General features: G+C 67.4%; 15 protein-coding genes. 5 read left to right on the top strand and 10 right to left on the bottom strand.

Features of this window, described 5'->3' with window-relative positions; genetic code table 11:
• Nucleotides 1–6: 6 nt before the first annotated feature.
• From E4L96_RS06635 to E4L96_RS06625, 3 genes are all read right to left on the bottom strand, one after another.
• Nucleotides 7–1,782, bottom strand: a complete 1,776-nt coding sequence (locus tag E4L96_RS06635; protein ID WP_135206428.1) for a sensor domain-containing phosphodiesterase — start codon at nt 1,780–1,782, stop codon at nt 7–9.
• A 165-nt stretch (nt 1,783–1,947) separates the two neighbouring features.
• Nucleotides 1,948–3,027 (bottom strand): HAF repeat-containing protein, encoded by a 1,080-nt coding sequence (locus tag E4L96_RS06630; RefSeq protein ID WP_135206427.1) that lies wholly within the window; start codon nt 3,025–3,027, stop codon nt 1,948–1,950.
• A 75-nt stretch (nt 3,028–3,102) separates the two neighbouring features.
• Nucleotides 3,103–3,888 carry a sulfite exporter TauE/SafE family protein gene (locus tag E4L96_RS06625; protein WP_135206439.1) on the bottom strand — a complete coding sequence of 262 codons (786 nt, stop codon included), beginning with the start codon at nt 3,886–3,888 and terminating at the stop codon, nt 3,103–3,105.
• Nucleotides 3,889–4,052: 164 nt separating this feature from the next.
• On the opposite strand from E4L96_RS06625, the gene E4L96_RS06620 reads away from it, so the two are divergent.
• The gene (locus E4L96_RS06620) at nt 4,053–5,531 is read left to right on the top strand and encodes a DHA2 family efflux MFS transporter permease subunit (RefSeq protein WP_135206426.1); all 1,479 of its coding nucleotides are present in this window, start codon (nt 4,053–4,055) and stop codon (nt 5,529–5,531) included.
• 9 nt (nt 5,532–5,540) lie between these two features.
• Here the strand turns inward: E4L96_RS06620 and E4L96_RS06615 are convergent, their stop codons facing one another.
• From E4L96_RS06615 to E4L96_RS06585, 7 genes are all read right to left on the bottom strand, one after another.
• A complete protein-coding gene (locus E4L96_RS06615; RefSeq protein WP_229414270.1) occupies nt 5,541–7,832 on the bottom strand; it encodes a hybrid sensor histidine kinase/response regulator in 2,292 nt (763 codons plus the stop codon).
• A gap of 97 nt (nt 7,833–7,929) precedes the next feature.
• Complete coding sequence (locus E4L96_RS06610; RefSeq protein WP_135206425.1) at nt 7,930–8,310, bottom strand: TraR/DksA family transcriptional regulator; 381 nt, start codon at nt 8,308–8,310, stop codon at nt 7,930–7,932.
• A 25-nt stretch (nt 8,311–8,335) separates the two neighbouring features.
• Complete coding sequence (locus E4L96_RS06605; RefSeq protein WP_135206424.1) at nt 8,336–9,160, bottom strand: helix-turn-helix domain-containing protein; 825 nt, start codon at nt 9,158–9,160, stop codon at nt 8,336–8,338.
• A 126-nt stretch (nt 9,161–9,286) separates the two neighbouring features.
• Nucleotides 9,287–9,919 carry a response regulator gene (locus tag E4L96_RS06600; RefSeq protein WP_135206423.1) on the bottom strand — a complete coding sequence of 211 codons (633 nt, stop codon included), beginning with the start codon at nt 9,917–9,919 and terminating at the stop codon, nt 9,287–9,289.
• Complete coding sequence (locus E4L96_RS06595) at nt 9,916–11,046, bottom strand: hybrid sensor histidine kinase/response regulator (protein WP_135206422.1); 1,131 nt, start codon at nt 11,044–11,046, stop codon at nt 9,916–9,918. The genes E4L96_RS06600 and E4L96_RS06595 overlap by 4 nt, the downstream gene beginning before the upstream one ends.
• A gap of 2 nt (nt 11,047–11,048) precedes the next feature.
• Nucleotides 11,049–11,462, bottom strand: coding sequence for a response regulator (locus E4L96_RS06590; protein ID WP_135206421.1), 414 nt, complete (start codon nt 11,460–11,462; stop codon nt 11,049–11,051).
• Nucleotides 11,459–12,955, bottom strand: a complete 1,497-nt coding sequence (locus E4L96_RS06585; protein WP_135206420.1) for a sensor histidine kinase — start codon at nt 12,953–12,955, stop codon at nt 11,459–11,461. Before E4L96_RS06585 ends, E4L96_RS06590 begins: the two co-directional genes overlap by 4 nt.
• 92 nt (nt 12,956–13,047) lie before the next feature.
• Here E4L96_RS06585 and E4L96_RS24660 point away from each other — a divergent pair, with 92 nt between their 5' ends.
• From E4L96_RS24660 to E4L96_RS06565, 4 genes are all read left to right on the top strand, one after another.
• Entirely contained in the window at nt 13,048–13,842 is a 795-nt protein-coding gene (locus E4L96_RS24660) for a beta/gamma crystallin-related protein (protein WP_135206419.1), read from the top strand.
• A gap of 491 nt (nt 13,843–14,333) precedes the next feature.
• A complete protein-coding gene (locus tag E4L96_RS06575) occupies nt 14,334–15,566 on the top strand; it encodes a 3-methyl-2-oxobutanoate dehydrogenase (2-methylpropanoyl-transferring) subunit alpha (RefSeq protein ID WP_135206418.1) in 1,233 nt (410 codons plus the stop codon).
• Between the two features lie 13 nt (nt 15,567–15,579).
• Nucleotides 15,580–16,614: an alpha-ketoacid dehydrogenase subunit beta gene (locus E4L96_RS06570; RefSeq protein ID WP_229414268.1), complete on the top strand. Its 1,035-nt coding sequence runs from the start codon at nt 15,580–15,582 to the stop codon at nt 16,612–16,614.
• A 3-nt stretch (nt 16,615–16,617) separates the two neighbouring features.
• Nucleotides 16,618–16,979 (top strand): biotin/lipoyl-containing protein (locus E4L96_RS06565; protein ID WP_307721630.1); only part of this gene is annotated, 362 nt, incomplete at its 3' end.

The raw sequence follows: 16,979 nt of genomic DNA, 5'->3' as shown, positions 1-16,979 counted from the left end.
CTGCCTTCATAGCACAGAACAGGCGGCCGTGACCACACCCATGGCCGAGTGAGCGGCGTGCCAGCCCGCGAAATCGGCGGGTGCGAGGGGCCTGGAAAACAGGTAGCCCTGCAGCTCATCGCAGGCGGCGCCGGCCAGCCAGGACGCGGCGGGCGCACTCTCCACACCCTCCGCCACCACGCGGTAGCCCAGTTCATGGGACAACCCAATGATGGCCGCGGCCAGTGCGCGCTGGCGCCCGTCCTGCTCCACCTCGCGGATGAAGGACTGGTCGATCTTGACCGTATCGGCGGGCATGCCCTGCAGGTAGGACAGGCTGCTGTAGCCGGTGCCGAAATCGTCAATGGCCACGCGCACGCCCAGCGCGCGGACGTCGCGCAAGGTCTGCTGGGCCACCGCCAAGTTCTCCATCACGGCGCTCTCGGTGACCTCCAGCTCCACTGCGGACGGCGGAATGCCATGCCGCCGCAGGCGCTCGGCCAGCAGCGGCACGAAGTCGCGCTCGGCAAGATTCGGGGCGCAGACATTGATCGACAGGGTCAGCTCCATGCCATCGCCGCGCCAGACCGCCAGCTGGGCCAGCGCGTGCTCCAGCACCCAGCTCGTGGTGGGCCGCGCCATCGAGGTCTTTTCGACGAGGGGCATGAACTCGGCCGGGGACACGAAACCCAGTTGGGGATGAATCCAGCGCAGCAGCGCTTCGGCCCCGGTCACGTCGCGCGTCACCGCATCGAGGCGCGGCTGGTACACGAGGTGGAGCTGATCGCCCGCTTCCAGCGCCTGGCCGAATTCATGCAGCAGCGCGAAGCGGCGCCGGTAGGCGGAATCGCATTCGGATGAATACGCGCGCACCGGCTCCCCGGCCGCGAAGGCATCCGCGATGGCGCTTTGCGCGCGGCGCAGCACGTCCAGCGCATCGGCCTCCCCGATGCCGAACGGCGCAATGCCAATGGCCGGGGTGGCGACGTAGCGCGAGGTGTCACTGATATGGATGCCCGGGCTCCAGTCGGCTGCGAGGCTGGTCAGGGTGCGCAGGCTGCTCTCCTGCGGCGCCAATACGGCGAACTGGGTCGCGCCCACCTGGTAGGCGGTGCCGGGGAAGCGCGCGCGGAAGGCAGGCAGGAAGTCGGCCATCACTTCATCCAGCACGCCCGCGCCCAGCGCGCGCACGGCGTGCCCCACCTGCTCCGGGCTGGCCACGTTGAGCAGCACCAGGTGGCGCGGCTCGCCCTGCGGCCGGTCCAGCGCCAGGTCCGCGAAGTCCTCCATGAACTGATTGCGGTTGGGGAGCCCACTGTGCGGGTCGACCCGGCCGATCGCGTGCTGCAGTTCGATCTGCGCCATCACCATCTCGGCCAGGTCCCGCAGGGCCTCGGCTTCTTCTTCCGTGACGGTGCGCGGCTCGGTGCCCAGCACGCACATCGCACCCAGGCAGTAGCCGTCCTTGGTCATCAGCGGCGCGCCGGAATAGAAGCGGATGCCCGACTGTGCCAGCGTGCTGTCGCGGAAGTACGGATCTTCCAGCAAGTCCGGGATGGTGAGGTGGCAGGCCTTGTCCGCCACCTGGCCGCACGGGGCCTTGATGCGCGGGATGTGGTCATGCTCCACGCCGACGCGCGACTTGAACCACTGGCGGTCCGAGTCGGTCAGCGAGACCGCGGCGATGGGGAGCTTGAAGAGGCGCGCAGCCATGCGCGTGATGCGGTCGAAGGCTTCGCCCGGCGGCGTGTCGAGCAGCTCGAGCCGGCGCAGCGCGTCGAGCCGCCTGAATTCGTAATCCATGATGTCTTTCGTCGGTGCCCCCGCGAGGCGCGGGAGGGTGAAGCGTGAAGCGATGCGGGGACGGGGCACCGGCGGACCGCTCATCTTAACAAGCAGCGCGGTCCTGCACCATGGATTGTCGCTAACACGGTCATAGTGACCAGCAATGTGCCGCGCCGAGCTTCCCTAGAAGGTGCCCATGCGGCGCTGGCGCCGTGCTTCCAGCGCCACCAGCAGCAGGCCGACGGCGGCCAGCAGCATGATCATCCGGTCAATCGGCAACGAGGGCAGCGCGCGCGAGCTGGGGATCAGCATCAGTGCCTTCATCTTCCCTTCCGACACGCGCTGGCCGACGATCAGGCCTTCGTCGTTGATCGCGGTCGGGCGGTACAGGCTGTCCTCGGCGGACATGAACCGCGTATCCCCCGCCTCGTAGACGAAGGTGCGGTGCAGGCCATCGATGTAGGTGCCGACGATGCGCCCATGGCTGTTGACGGCGGCGCCGTAGCTGTTGCCCCAGCCGATGGCGGGGCCGAGGTCGCGCATGGTCTTGCCGTCCCAGGTGAAGGCATGCCAGCGGTGGTCCTTCGTTTCGGAGGTCCCAACCACCAGGCCCTGGTCGTTGATCCCGCTGGCCATGCTGTGGCGTCCACCGAGGGTGCCGATGTCCACCAGGCCACCGGCGCGGGTGTAGACGAACGCGTGGCGCTGGCCGTCGCCGCGCTCGGACATGCCGACCACGGTGCCGTCGTTGTTGATGCCCATCGGGGCGCTGAAGCGGCCACCGAGGGTGCCGATGTCCGTCATGCGGCCGTCTTCGTACAGGAAGCCGTGCCAGTGACCGTCATCGGTATCGGAGTAGCCGGTGACCTGCCCGCGGTTGTTGATGGCGCGCGCCACGCTGCCCGGGCCACCGAGCGTGCCCAGGTCTTCGATGCGGCCATCCGGATAATGCATGAAGGCGTGCCAGCGGCGCTCGTGCGTCTGCGCGGTACCGGCCACGATGCCGGCATCGTTGATGGCGTTGGCGTTGCCCTGCTCTCCGCCCAGCGACTCGAGCAGCACCAGCTTGCCATTGCGGGTCACGAAGGAACTCTGTTCGCCCTGCTCGGACTCCACCACGCCCACCACCTCACCGGCCTTGTTCACGCCATTCGCATAGCTGGCGGTGTACGCCCGGGTGCCGCGGATTTCGTAGCTCTGGTACGGCGCGGCCATGGCCGCGGTGGAGAACAGGACGGACAGCAGCAGGACGCAGCGGCGCATGGTGGCTCCCTATGGTTGAGGTCGCCACACTCTAGCATGAAGCGCTGCCGAAATGGCAAGGCTCCGAGACTCATTTCACAGGGGCTTCAGGAACAGACCAATCGTCAGCGCGATGCCGATACCAACGATCGCAAGCCGCAGTACCTTCTCGTTCACGCGATGCAGGGCCCAGGCGCCCAGCAGGCCGCCGATGATGGCGCCCGCCCCCAGTACCACGGCCTGGCGCCAATGCAGCTCCGGCGAGGCGAGGAACATGATGACAGCGGAGGCGTTCATCACTCCGGCCAGCACGTTCTTGGTGGCGCCGGCGTGGCGGGCCGACAGGCCGGCCATGGTCAATGCTGCCATCATCAGGATGCCGATGCCGCCGCCGAAGTAGCCGCCATACACGGCGATGAGGAATTGGGCGGAGGCGGTGGCCGCGGGGCCGATGTGGAGCGCGCTTTGCGGGCCTGGGTTGCCCGCATCGGCCGATGTATCTCCCGCCCGCCTGCGCAGCCCACCCCGAAAGAAGCTGCCCCACGTGAACACCGCGGTCGCGAACAGCACCAGCCACGGGACCAGCCGGGCGAACACCTTCGGCGAAGTATGCAGAAGGAGCAGCCCGCCCACCGCGCCCCCGGCGACGCTCAGCGCGAACAGGGCCCAGAACGGGAGCGGCCCCGCACCGGTCACCAGCTTGCGGCCCGCATAGCCGGAGGTCACCTGGCCGGGGAACAGGGCCACTGTGGAGGTGATGTTGGCGGCCAGCGGCGACATGCCGGAGACGATCAGCGCAGGCAGTGTGACGAAGGAGCCGCCGCCCGCCAGGGTGTTCTGGATACCGGCCCACAGGCCGGCGAGGAAGATCAGGAGGAACAAAGTCATGGCGGGCCATCTTACACTGCCGCCGGCCGGTCCGTGCGCCCCCGCGGCGCGCCGCCTGGATCGCGGTTACAATCGCCGGCTAACCGCCACATCACAACACCAGCGGCCCGCGCGGCACTCATTGCGCTGCGCAGGAGACCAAGAGGAGACGACATCGCATGAGTGCCCACAGCCCCGCCGTTGCCACCGAACCCGCGCCCGGACTGCCGGACGCGCCGCCGCAGGAGCTCCCGCCTGCGCACCGCCTCGTCATCGGCCTGCTGCTGGTGTCGTCCTTCGTGGTCATCCTCAACGAGACCATCATGGCCGTCGCCCTGCCCCGGCTGATGGCCGACCTGGCCATTTCCGCCAGCCAGGCGCAGTGGCTGACCACCGCCTTCATGCTGACCATGGCGGTGGTGATCCCGGTCACCGGCTTCCTGATCCAGCGTCTCAACACGCGGCCCGTGTTCACGCTCGCGATGTCCCTGTTCAGCGCGGGCACGCTGGTCGCCGCACTGGCGCCGGGCTTCGCGATGCTGGTGGTGGGCCGCATCGTGCAGGCCTCCGGCACCGCCATCATGATGCCGCTGCTGATGACGACCATCATGCAGCTGGTGCCGGAGCAGTCGCGCGGCAAGACCATGGGCCAGATCTCCACGGTGATTTCGGTGGCCCCGGCCATCGGCCCCACGCTCTCGGGCCTGATCCTGGCGGTGCTGTCGTGGCGCTGGCTGTTCTGGCTCGTGCTGCCGATTGCGCTGGCGTCCCTGGCGCTGGGGCTGTGGAAGATCCGCAATGTATCCGAGCCGGTGAAGGCGCCGATTGACGTGGTCTCCATACCGCTGGCGGCGCTCGGTTTCGGGAGCCTGGTCTACGGCTTGAACGGGCTCGGTGAAATGGCGCTGCACGCGCCCGCGGTCTCGCCCTGGATGATGCTGGCCGTGGGCGTGGTCGTGATCACGCTGTTCGTGCTGCGCCAGATCGCCCTGCGCAAGGAAGACCGCGCGCTGCTGGACCTGGGCGTGCTCGCGCACGGGCGCTTCACCATTCCGGCCGCGATGATGGCGACCCTGATGATGTCCATGTTCGGCGTTTTCATCCTGCTGCCGATCTTCCTGCAGAACGTGCTGGGCCTCTCCACCCTGAACACCGGCCTGCTCCTGCTGCCGGGTGGCCTGATCATGGGCCTGTGCGCACCCAAGGTCGGGGCGCTGTTCGATCGCCATGGCCCGCTGCCGCTGGTGGTGCCAGGCGCTTTGCTGTTCAGCGCCCTGATGTGGGCCCTGGCCTTCCTGCAGCCGGACGCGCCGGCGTGGCTGCTGCTGGTGGCGCACATCGTGCTGTCGATCGGCCTGGCACTGATGTTCACGCCCCTGTTCACGGCCAGCCTGGGCGCGCTGCCGCCGCATCTCTATTCACATGGGAGCGCGGTGCTGGGTACCACGCAGCAGGTGGCCGGAGCGGCGGGAACGGCGCTGTACGTCGCCATCATGACCATGCAGACCGCCAGCCAGACCGCGGCCGGAGCCAGTGCCGCCGCCGCGACGACGGCGGGCATCCGCACCGCCTTCCTGTGCGGTGCGGTGCTCTCGCTGGCCGCTGTGGCGACGGCCTTCTTCGTCAAACGCCCGCCCGCCAACCCGCACGCCGGCTGAGACCCGGTATCAGGCCTTGATCGCGTCGATCAGCTGGCGCAGGTCGTAGGGCTTGCGCAGGTGGATTGCGCCCAGCTGCGCTGCGCCCGGACCCGCGTCGCCGTACCCGGACGTGAACACGATGCGCAGCCCCGGCCACTGGGCGCGCGCGGCCTGCGCCAGCGCCACCCCGTCCATGCCGGGCAGCGAAATATCCGTCAACATGACGTCGAAGCGCTCGCGTCCCAGCAGCTCGAGGGCCTGTTCGGCACTCTCCGCACTGTCGGGCACATGGCCAACCGAGCGCAGGATGTCGCAGCACATGCCGCGCGCCTGCGGTTCGTCTTCCACCACCAGCACGCGCTTGCCCGCCGCCTTCACGCGGTTGGCCAGCATCTGGTGCACCTTGTGAGCCAGCTGCTCGCGCCGGTACGGCTTGCTGAGCAGCTGCACGCCCGGATCGAGACGGCCGCCGTGGATGATGGCGTTCTGGGTATAGCCGGAGGTGAACAGCACCTCCAGGTCCGGCAGCATGATCTTGGCCTGGCGCGCCAGCTCGGTGCACTTCACGGGGCCGGGCATGACGACGTCGGTGAACAACAGGTCGCAGCGCACCCCCGCCTTCAGCACCGACAGCGCGCTCTCCGCGTTGTCCGCCTTGAGCACCTGGTAGCCGAGGCTCGTGAGCATGCCGACCACGGTGGCCTGCACATTCAGGTCATCCTCCACCACCAGGATGGTGCCGCTGCCGTGGATGATCTCCCCGCTCGGCGCGGCAGGCAGGGCTTCCTCGGCATCGTGCGAGCGCGGGAAGTACATCTTGATGGTGGTGCCGTGACCCACCTCGCTGTAGATGCGGAAGTGGCCTCCGCTCTGCTTGACGAAGCCAAAGGCCATCGACAGGCCCAGGCCCGTGCCCTTGCCTTCCGCCTTGGTGGTGAAGAAGGGCTCAACGGCGCGTTCCAGCACCTCGGGCGTCATGCCAGTGCCGGTGTCGCTCACGGCCAGCATCACGTACTGGCCCGGCGGCACGTCGTGCGTTGAGTTGACGTAGGCATCGTCGAGCATCGCGTTCTGCAGCTCCACGGTCAGCTTGCCGCCGCCCGGCATCGCGTCCCGTGCGTTGATGCCCAGGTTGAGCACCACGTTTTCGAGCTGGCCCGGGTCGAGCTGGGCGTTCCACAGCCCCGCCGCGACCACGGTCTCCACGTCGATGGTTTCGCCCAGCGCGCGGCGCAGCAGCTCCTCGGTCCCGCGCAGCACGCGGCTCATGTTGACCACCACCGGCTGCAAGGGCTGGCGGCGCGCAAAGGCCAGCAGCTGCGAGGACAGCTTGGCGCCGCGCTCCACCGCGCCCAGCGAGGTCTCCAGGTAGCGCAGCGCCAGGTCGTTGCCGCGCACATGGGGGCCGAGCAGCTGCAGGTTGCCGCCGATGATCTGCAGGATGTTGTTGAAGTCATGCGCCACGCCGCCGGTCAGCTTGCCCACCGCCTCCAGCTTTTGCGCATGGTGCAGCGCCTGGCGCGCTTCTTCCAGCTGCATGCGCTGGGTGATGTCGCGCGTGATCTTGGCAAAGCCCACCAGCTCACCCGCATCGTTGCGGATCGGGTCGATCACCACGCTGGCGCGGAAGCGCGAGCCATCCTTGCGCAGGCGCCAGCCCTCGGCCTCGAAGTGGCCCTCGGCCTGGGCCCGCGCCAGGGCGCGGGCCGGCAAGCCGTTGGCCCGGTCCTCCGGCGTGTAGAAGCGTTCAAAATGCGTGCCCACCACTTCGTCCGCCGTGTAGCCCTTGATGCGCTGGGCGCCGGCGTTCCAGTTGGTGATGTCGCCGCCCGGCGAGAGCATGTAGATGGCGTAGTCGGTCACGCCCTGCACCAGCAGGCGGAAATTGTGCTCGCTGCGCTGCAGGGCGTCGCGGGCGGCCTTCTTGTCGCTGATGTCGCGGGTGATCTTGGCAAAGCCAAACAGCGCGCCGTCGTCGTCGTAGATCGGATCGATTACTACCGAGGCCCAGAAGCGGGTGCCATCCTTGCGCACGCGCCAGCCCTCGTCCTCGAACTTGCCCTCGAGCTGCGCGGTCTCCAGCGCCCGGCGCGGGCGGCCGGCCGTACGGTCTTCGTCGGTGTAGAAACGCGAGAAGTGCTGGCCGATGATTTCATCGTCCGCATAGCCCTTGAAGCGGCGCGCGCCCGCATTCCAGGTCGCGACGGTGCCGTCAGGGTGCAGCATATAGATGGCGTAATCCGCCACGCGCTCGATCAGGAGCTGCGCCCGGCGCATCGCGGAAAAATCGGGACCGGCGGGTTTCGGGAGCTGGGTCATGGCTGCCTGCGGAGATGGCAAAACGGAAATTATACGTCCGTTTGTCCAATCCGCCGCGCGCGACAACGCGCGGCGACAACGCGCCGCGTTGACGGGATCAGCGCTGGCGCGCCGCCTCCTCGATCCGCTGCTGGCAATGGATGCAGGTCAGGGCCGTCGGTTCCGCGCGCAGGCGCTCGACCGCGATCGGGCCGCCGCATTCGGCACAGATGCCCGCCGCGCCGAAGTCCAGCCGCTTGAGGGCTGCGTCCACGGCGCGCAGCTCGCGGAACTCGTGCTCCAGGACGGCCACGTCGAGGTTCTCCAGCAGCGTGGCCTCGGCCGGGCTGTCGCCATCGGCGAAATGGTTGAAGATGGCGCGCTGCTCGCTGTCGTCGCGGCCGTGCAGGCGGTCGCGGATGGCCTCGTGCAGCGCGGTCCGGCGTTCGTTGAGGATGCGCTGCAGTTCGGACTTGTCGCTGGAATTCAGCTGGTGCATGGCAGGGCTCCTTGGCGAACGGCGATCAGGCGGCGACGGCGGCGTGGATGGGAATCACGCGGGACGGTTGCGGCGCGATCGGCTTGACCTTGCGCACCGGCGTGCGGGCCGGGGTCGAGGTCTCGATATCGTCGGCTTCCACGCCGGCCGCCAGGGCTTCCAGGCTGGTGCGGTCCAGCAGTTCGACTTCGCGCTGCTGCAGCTTGATCCAGCCGTTGTTGCGGAACTTGACCAGCAGGCGGCTGACCGATTCGATGGTCAGGCCCAGGTAAGCGCCGATGTCTTCGCGCGACATGCGCAGCTGGTAGCGCGAACCGGAGAACCCGCGTGCCGCATAGCGCTTGCCGAGGCTCAGGAGGAACATCGCCATGCGCTGGTCGGCGCGGATATTCCCGAGGAAGAGCATGACCGACTGTTCGCGCAGGATTTCCTGGCTCATGAGACGGTGGAAGTGCTGCATCAGGACCGGGATGCGGCCGATCAGGGGGCCAAGCTGCGAGTACGGAATCTCGCACACTTCGCTGTCTTCCAGCGCGACCGCGTCGCAGGCGTGGGCGCCGGTGGCGATGGCGTCCATGCCCAGCAGCTCGCCGGCCATCAGGAATCCGGTCACCTGCAGCGCGCCGCGGCGGTTGACCTGGGTGGTCTTGAATTCACCAAAGTGGACGGCGTACATGGAACCGAAGGCCTGGCCCGCGCGGTACAGCTGTTCATCCTTGGCCACGCGGCGGCGGCGCACGATGATGCTGTTCAGCTGCTCCATGCTGGCGTCATCCAGACCGCTGGGCAGGCACAGGGCCTTGAAGGCGCAGTGGCTGCATTTGACGCTTTGCTGACCGTGGTTGTCCATGATGGCTTCCTCTGTGATTTGTTTTATGAATCTATGAGAAGCATTGTGGCAAACCGCGGCTCGTTGCGTTATCAAGGGAGCCGGAGACTTGGTGTAGGGGATCCCTGACACGCGGTCATGACAGCGCTACAGCATGCCCTGTTCGAGCGCGTATCTTGTCAATTCCGCATTGGTGGTCATGCCCATTTTTTCCAGGATGCGGGTGCGGTAGGTGGTCACCGTATTCGGGGACAGGTGCAGCAGCTCGCCGATGCGCACCAGCGATTCGCCACGCGCGATCAGCTTGAAGACTTCGAACTCGCGGTCCGACAGGGCCTCGTGCCCACCCGGTGCCGCCCCGCCAATCATGCTGGCCAGTTTTTCCACCATCGCGGGGCTGACGTATTTGCCGCCGCTCGCCGCCTTGCGCACCGCGGCGATCAGCACCGAGGTGGCGACGTCCTTGGTCAGGTAGCCCGCCGCGCCCAGCTTGAGCGCCCGCACCGCGTACACCTCTTCGGAATAGGTGGACAGGATCAGCACCGCGGGCTTGGCGTAGTCCGCCCGAATGGCCTTGAGCAGATCGAGCCCGTTCTTGCCGGGCATGGTGATGTCGATCACCGCCACGTCGAACGGTTCGGCCGCGATCTTCGCCAGCGCCTCCTGCGCGTTGCCCGCCTCACCGGTGACTTCGATGTCGTCGGCGGTGCCCAGCATCAGCCGCACGCCGTTGCGCGCAATAGCATGGTCGTCGACCAGCAGCACCCGGATCTTGTTCATGCCTGTCCTTGTTTCTGTTCCTGGTCCAAAGGAAGCCGCAGCTGCAGCGTGGTGCCCTGCCCTGGCTCCCCGAACACCTTCAAGTCGCCCGCAAAGCGGCGGGTCCGTTCGTGCATCCCCAGGATGCCCCAGGAGTCGCGGCTCAGGAGACCACCGGCCTCGATGCCCTTGCCATTGTCCGTCACCGTGAGGAGGAGCACGCCGTGGACCACCTCGGCCAGCACGCTGGCGTGGGTGGCCTGTGCGTGCCGCACCACATTGGTCAGCGCCTCCTGCGCGATGCGGAAGACCATGGTGCTGCGCTCCGCATCCAGCTCGGTGGCGATGGCGCTCGGCAGGATGCGGCACTCGGTCGTGATGCCGCTGCGGATGGCCACCTGCTCCGTGTACCACTCGACGGCGGGCCACACACCCAGCTGGTCCAGCACACTGGGACGCAGGTCGGAGATCACGCGGCGCACGGTCTCGATCGCGGTCTGCGCCAGGCCGGCCGTCTCGCCCAGCAGCGGGTCCGCCTCGCGCCCGTCCCGCTGCGCGCGTTCGATGGCGACCGAGATGTAGGCCTTGATCCCGGTGAGCAGGCCGCCCAGTTCATCATGGATCTCGCGGGCGATGCGCTTGCGCTCTTCCTCCTTGATGGTTTCCTGGTAGGCGGCCAGCCGGCGCAGCTCCGACTGCGACTCGCGCAGCTCGGCCTCGGTGCGGCGCTTCTCGTCCAGCAGGCGCTGTTCGCGCAGCATGCGGTCGATGGCGCCGGGCAGCAGCTCCAGATAGTGGCCGTCGACGTCCTTGACCAGGTAGTCGCGCGCACCGCGGCGCATCGATTCGGCGGCGACGGCGGCGCTGTCGGCACCGGTCAGCATCATCACCGGGATCACGCCGGGCAGCGCAGTGTCCAGCCGGTCGATGAATTCGAGGCCCGAGAGGTCGGGCAGGTTGTAGTCCAGCAGGATGCAATCCGGGCGCTCGGCCACGGCGCGTTCCAGGCCCTCCTCCCCGTGCTCGGCCTCCAGCAGCTCGAAGCTGTGGGCGCGGTCGGCGGCAAAGGCGCGGCGGCAGGCGATGCGGTCGACGGTGTCGTCTTCGACAATCAGCACGCGCACGCGCGGCGCTTGGGGCAAAGGCATGTTCACGGCAGCGCGCTGATGGTCCAGTACACGTCGATCGAGCGCATCATCTCGACGAACTGCTTGTAGTCGACCGGCTTGGCCATGTAGCCCGCCACGCCCAGTTCGAAGCTGTTGACCTTGTCCTGCTGCTCTTCGGACGTGGTCAGCACGATCACCGGAATGCTGCGGAAGCGCGGATCGGCTTTCACGTTCTGCAGGAACTCGATGCCGTTCATGATGGGCATGTTCAGGTCCAGCAGGATGATGCAGGGCCGCTGCTGGTCAGGATCGGCCAGGTATTCCAGGCCCGCCTCGCCGTTCTCCATGTTGACGACCGGGTTGAGCACGTGGATTTCCTTGAGCGCCCGGCGGATGGTCATCACGTCGACCTGGTCGTCTTCGACCAGCAGGATAGGTTTGTTGGTGACGTTCATTCTAGCTTCCCGGTAGGTTGCGTCTTCGGCAGCGTGAAGTGGAAGGCAGTGCCCTGGCGGACGACCGATTCCACCCACACCCGGCCGCCGTACATTTCCACGATCTTTTTCACCAGCGCCAGGCCCACACCCGTGCTTTCCACGCGGTCGCGCGGGGCCAGGGTCTGGAACAGCTGGAAAATGCGCTCGAAGTGGCGAGCCTCGATGCCCGGGCCATTGTCGCGCACCTGGAAGTGCCACTCGGCGCCGGCATCTTCGAACGTCACATCCACTTCGCCTTCCGGCTTGTCCATGTACTTGATGGCATTGGACAGCAGGTTGTGGAACAGCTGGTGGATGCGGGTCGGTTCGGCCGTCACCGTGGGCAGGTCCGCCTGCACGCGCACCTGGATGTGCGGCGGCGGCGCCAGCAGGTCCACCACCTCGGCCAGCACGCGGTTCAAGTCGATCGCCGCACCGGCCTCGCGCACCCGGCCCACGCGCGAATACTGCAGTATGCCGTCGATCAGGGCGGCCATGCGGTGCACGCGGTTGATCAGGAGCCGCATGTGCTCCTTGCCTTCGTCGTTGAACTTGTCCGCGTAGTCGGTGGCCAGCCAGTCGGCCAGCGAGCCGATGGCGCGCAGCGGGGCCTTGAGGTCATGCGAGACCACGTAGGCGAAATTGGTCAGCTCCTCGTTGGCGCTGGTGAGTTCCGCCAGCAGCGCGGCGTTGCGCTCCTCGGCCTGTTTGCGCTCGGTGATGTCGCGCACCAGGCCTGTGAACATGCGTTTGCCGCTGATGTGCATCTCGGCCACGGCCAGGTCCATCGGGAACACGGTGCCATCCTTGCGCAGGCCCTTGACCTCGCGGCCCTTGCCGATGATGCGTTTCTCGCCGGTCGAGATGTAGTGGTGCAGGTAGCCGTCGTGGCGCTCGCGGTCGGGGGACGGCATCAGCATCTTGATGTTCTTGCCGCTCACCTCCGCCTCGGTCCAGCCGAAGATGCGCTGGGCGGCGGGGTTCATGCGCTCGACCATGCCACGTTCATCGATGGTGATGATGGCATCGACCGCCGTCTCGAACACGGCGCGCATGCGCTCTTCACTTTCCAGCAGCGCAGTTTCGTAGCGCTTGCGGGCGCTGATGTCGTGGATGGTGGCCATGACCAGCCGGGCGCCGTCCGGCGTCTCCAGCGGCGACAGGCTGACCTCCACCGGGAACAGGTAGCCGGCTGAATGGCGGGCCTGCAGTTCCAGCCCCTTGCCCATGGGGCGGGCGCGCGGCTGTTCGGCATAGCTCCCCCGCAGGCGCGCGTGGTCGCCGGCCACGCCTTCCGGGACCAGGATTTCGACCGCTTGGCCGCTGAGCGCCGGCGGGGCGTAGCCGAACAGGCGGTGCGCGGCGTCATTGGCCAGCACGATGAGGCCTGCCTCGTCCGCGATCAACATCGGATCGGTGGCGGCCGAGAGCAGCCAGGCCAGGCTTTGGGTTTTCAGGACTTCGGTATCCATACCCGCGTAATGATACAGCAGCCAAAGTTGCTTAACGCACAGACCGGCTCGCGAATCACGGGCATTCTGAAAGTAAAACAAGGAGGACAACCATGACTTACCGACTGAAATTGCTGGCCGCGGCCAGCCTGCTTGCCGCCAGCGTACCCGCGCTGGCGCAGATCACCCTATATGAGCACGACGGCTGGCGGGGGCGCGCCGTCACGGCGGACCGCAAGATCAACGACCTGGCGCGCGCGGGCTTCAACGACCGCGCATCCTCGGTCGTGGTCGACCGTGGCCAATGGGAAGTGTGCACCGACGCGCGTTTCAGCGGGCGGTGCGTGGTCCTGCGTCGTGGCAGCTATGAGTCCCTGAACGGCATGGGGCTGAATGACCGCATCTCGTCGGTGCGGCCGCTGCGCGGGAATGGCCGCCAGCGCTATGCCAACGAGGCGCCGGCGCCGCTGCCCCAGCCCACCTACGAGTATCGCCGCCGGTCGAATGAAGACGTGTACACAGTACCGGTGAGCTCCGTGCGCGCCGTGATGGGCAACACCGAGCAGCGCTGCTGGGTCGAGCGGCAGCAGGTGGCGGACCAGGGCCGCAGCACCGCGGGCACCCTGGCCGGAGCGGTCATTGGCGGCATCCTGGGCCACCAGGTCGGCGGCGGCACGGGGCGCGATGTCGCCACCGCCGCAGGTGCGATTGGCGGTGCGGCAGTCGGCTCCAACATGGCCGGGCGCGGAGGCACGCAGGATGTGCGGCGCTGCGAGAACGTGCCCTCGTCGCGGCCGGATTATTACGACGTGACCTACGTCTACCGCGGCACCACCCACCACGTGCAGATGGCGAACGACCCGGGCAACCGCATCCTGGTCAACCGCAACGGCGAGCCGCGGCAGTAAGTCCCACGGCGCGGTCGCACCGCTGGACCGCTGCCGGATCACGGCGGCGGGGCGCCCCCCGGCGGTCCTGCCGCGCCACCGCCTGCACGTCCGCCGGCCCTCCAGCACCATCGCCAGTGCCCGCGGCCCGCTCCCGCCCGAACTCCCCCACATTTCCCACCCCCTTGACACTTTTGCACCTCAGCCCGCCGGGGACGTACCCCGGCGTGCTGAGCGGCAGAAGTGTTGCGCGTGCGGCTCACCAGTAAGAGGGGCGCCCGAGACAAGGGTGGTTTGGAATCGACGCGGGGTAAGTTGCAGCCTGAACCGAAGCGCTCGTCCAGGGCGCTGCTTTCCGCGCACGGAAACTCTTGCAAAATATGTTACCCTGCCGTGCCTCCGGCCACTGGTCAGATGGCACCCTGAAGTCTTGAAAACCGGCCGGCGCGCGCTACCCGTGCAACCCGGCCATGGACTGCGCGCGACACGATCGCGCCATAAGGAACAATTCGATGAGCAAGGACCAAGCTTTGCGCCTGCACGTGCCCGAACCCACGGGCCGCCCAGGCTGTGCGACCGACTTCTCCTACCTGCGGGTCTCGCCCGCCGGCAGCGTACGCAAGCCCCCGGTCGATGTACTCCCCATGGACACGCGCGACATCGCCTACTCGCTGGTGCGGGTGCTCGATGACGACGGCAATGCGGTCGGCCAGTGGGCCCCCGAGCTGTCCATCGACCAGATGCGCGCCGGCCTGCGCACCATGCTGCAGACCCGGATTTTCGACGCGCGCATGCTCACCGCGCAGCGCCAGAAGAAGATGTCCTTCTATATGCAGAGCTTGGGCGAGGAAGCCATCGGCACCGCGCAGGCGCTTGCCCTGCGCCCGGACGACATGTGCTTCCCGACCTACCGCCAGCAGAGCATCCTGCTGCAGCGCGGCTATCCGATGGTCGACATGATCTGCCAGCTGATGTCCAATGAGCGCGACCCGCTCAAGGGCCGCCAGCTGCCGGTCATGTACTCGGTGAAGGAAAAAGGCTTCTTCTCCATCTCCGGCAACCTCGCCACGCAGTACATCCAGGCCGTGGGCTGGGCCATGGCCTCCGCCATCAAGGGCGACACCCGCATCGCCTCGGCCTGGATCGGCGACGGCGCCACTGCCGAAGCGGACTTCGACACGGGCCTCACCTTCGCCCACGTGTACAGCGCCCCGGTGATCCTCAATGTGGTCAACAACCAGTGGGCCATCTCGACCTTCCAGGCCATCGCCGGCGGCGAGAACACCACCTTTGCCGCGCGCGGCGTGGGCTGCGGCATCGCGTCCCTGCGCGTGGACGGCAACGACTTCCTGGCCGTGTACGCGGCCTCCTGCTGGGCCGCCGAACGCGCCCGCAACAACCTGGGTCCGACCCTGATCGAATGGGTGACCTACCGGGCCGGCCCGCACTCGACGTCGGACGATCCGTCCAAGTACCGCCCCGCCGACGAGTGGAACAGCTTCCCGCTGGGTGACCCGATCGGGCGCCTCAAGCGCCACCTGATCACGCTCGGCGCCTGGTCGGAGAAGGAGCACGAGGAGACGCACAAGGCCCTGGAGGCCGAAGTGATCGCGGCGCAGAAAGAGGCGGAGCAGTACGGCACGCTGGCCACCGGCCACGTGTTCAGCCCCGCCCAGATGTTCGAGGACGTCTACAAGGACATGCCGGAACACCTGCGCGTGCAGCGCCAACAGCTGGGGATCTGAGCGGATGCGAGACATGAAAGACAATATCGACAAGAAGACATCGATGACGATGATCCAGGCGCTGCGATCGGCGCAGGACGTCATGATGGAGCGGGACGACAACGTCGTGGTGTTCGGCCAGGACGTCGGCTACTTCGGCGGCGTGTTCCGCGTGACCGAAGGGCTGCAGAAAAAATACGGCAAGTCGCGCGTGTTCGACGCACCGATTTCCGAAAGCGGCATCGTGGGCGCGGCGATCGGCATGGCCGCCTATGGCCTGCGGCCGTGCATCGAGATCCAGTTCGCGGATTATATCTACCCGGCCTACGACCAGATCGTGTCCGAGGCCGCGCGCCTGCGGTTCCGCTCGGCGGGCGACTTCACCGCACCGCTGACGATCCGCACGCCCTGCGGCGGCGGCATCTACGGTGGCCAGACGCACTCGCAAAGCCCGGAGGCGGTGTTCGCGCACGTGTGCGGCCTGCGCACGGTGATGCCTTCCAATCCGTATGATGCCAAGGGCCTGCTCATCTCGGCCATCGAGAACGACGACCCGGTGATCTTCCTGGAACCCAAGCGCCTGTACAACGGCCCCTTCGACGGCCATCACGACCGCCCGGTCGTGCCCTGGTCGCAGCACCCGATGGGCGAAGTCCCGGAGGGCTACTACAACGTCCCGCTGGACAAGGCGGCCATCTTCCGCCCCGGCGCGGAGCTGACCGTCCTCGCCTACGGCACCATGGTGTGGGTGTGCGAGGCAGCGGCGCGCGAAGCGGGCATCGACGCGGAGATCATCGACCTGCGCAGCCTGTGGCCACTGGACCTGGCCACCATCGTGGAATCGGTCAAGAAGACCGGCCGCTGCGTGGTGGTGCATGAAGCGACCCGCACCTGCGGCTTCGGCGCGGAGCTGGTGTCGCTGGTGCAGGAGCACTGCTTCTATCACCTGGAGGCGCCGATCGAGCGCGTCACCGGGTGGGACACGCCCTACCCGCACGCCCAGGAATGGGCGTACTTCCCCGGCCCGGCGCGCGTCGCGCAGGCATTCAAACGTACGCTGGAGGCATAAGGCATGGGTATTCACGTGATCAAGATGCCGGATATCGGCGAGGGCATTGCGGAAGTGGAGCTGGTGGAGTGGCATGTCAAGGAAGGTGACGACATCACCGAAGACATGGTGCTGGCCGATGTGATGACCGATAAGGCGACGGTGGAGATTCCGTCGCCGGTGCATGGCAAGGTGGTGAAGCTGGGCGCCAAGGCGGGCACGGTGATGGCGGTGGGCGCGGATCTGGTGCACATCGAGGTCGAAGGCGCGGGCAACCTGAAGCCGGGTGCGGCGGGCCATGGCGCTGCGGCGCACGGTGGCGGCGTGCCGGCGGCCGGAGGCCAGCAAGTGAAGGTCGCGCCGGATGCAGGCGCACCGGCCAGCGC

It is taken from the genome of Zemynaea arenosa, from assembly GCF_004614185.1.
Taxonomy (GTDB): Bacteria; Pseudomonadota; Gammaproteobacteria; order Burkholderiales; family Burkholderiaceae_D; genus Telluria; species Telluria arenosa.
The sequence above is the reverse complement of the archived record's forward strand: the minus strand, read 5'-3'. Positions and strand labels throughout refer to the sequence as shown.

Coding starts and splice junctions, on each gene's coding strand:
- E4L96_RS06635 (WP_135206428.1), bottom strand. CDS start 1,782: ATGGATTACGAATTCAGGCGGCTCGACGCGCTGCGCCGGCTCGAGCTG.
- E4L96_RS06630 (WP_135206427.1), bottom strand. CDS start 3,027: ATGCGCCGCTGCGTCCTGCTGCTGTCCGTCCTGTTCTCCACCGCGGCC.
- E4L96_RS06620 (WP_135206426.1), top strand. CDS start 4,053: ATGAGTGCCCACAGCCCCGCCGTTGCCACCGAACCCGCGCCCGGACTG.
- E4L96_RS06615 (WP_229414270.1), bottom strand. CDS start 7,832: ATGACCCAGCTCCCGAAACCCGCCGGTCCCGATTTTTCCGCGATGCGC.
- E4L96_RS06610 (WP_135206425.1), bottom strand. CDS start 8,310: ATGCACCAGCTGAATTCCAGCGACAAGTCCGAACTGCAGCGCATCCTC.
- E4L96_RS06605 (WP_135206424.1), bottom strand. CDS start 9,160: ATGGACAACCACGGTCAGCAAAGCGTCAAATGCAGCCACTGCGCCTTC.
- E4L96_RS06600 (WP_135206423.1), bottom strand. CDS start 9,919: ATGAACAAGATCCGGGTGCTGCTGGTCGACGACCATGCTATTGCGCGC.
- E4L96_RS06595 (WP_135206422.1), bottom strand. CDS start 11,046: ATGCCTTTGCCCCAAGCGCCGCGCGTGCGCGTGCTGATTGTCGAAGAC.
- E4L96_RS06590 (WP_135206421.1), bottom strand. CDS start 11,462: ATGAACGTCACCAACAAACCTATCCTGCTGGTCGAAGACGACCAGGTC.
- E4L96_RS06585 (WP_135206420.1), bottom strand. CDS start 12,955: ATGGATACCGAAGTCCTGAAAACCCAAAGCCTGGCCTGGCTGCTCTCG.
- E4L96_RS24660 (WP_135206419.1), top strand. CDS start 13,048: ATGACTTACCGACTGAAATTGCTGGCCGCGGCCAGCCTGCTTGCCGCC.
- E4L96_RS06575 (WP_135206418.1), top strand. CDS start 14,334: ATGAGCAAGGACCAAGCTTTGCGCCTGCACGTGCCCGAACCCACGGGC.
- E4L96_RS06570 (WP_229414268.1), top strand. CDS start 15,580: ATGAAAGACAATATCGACAAGAAGACATCGATGACGATGATCCAGGCG.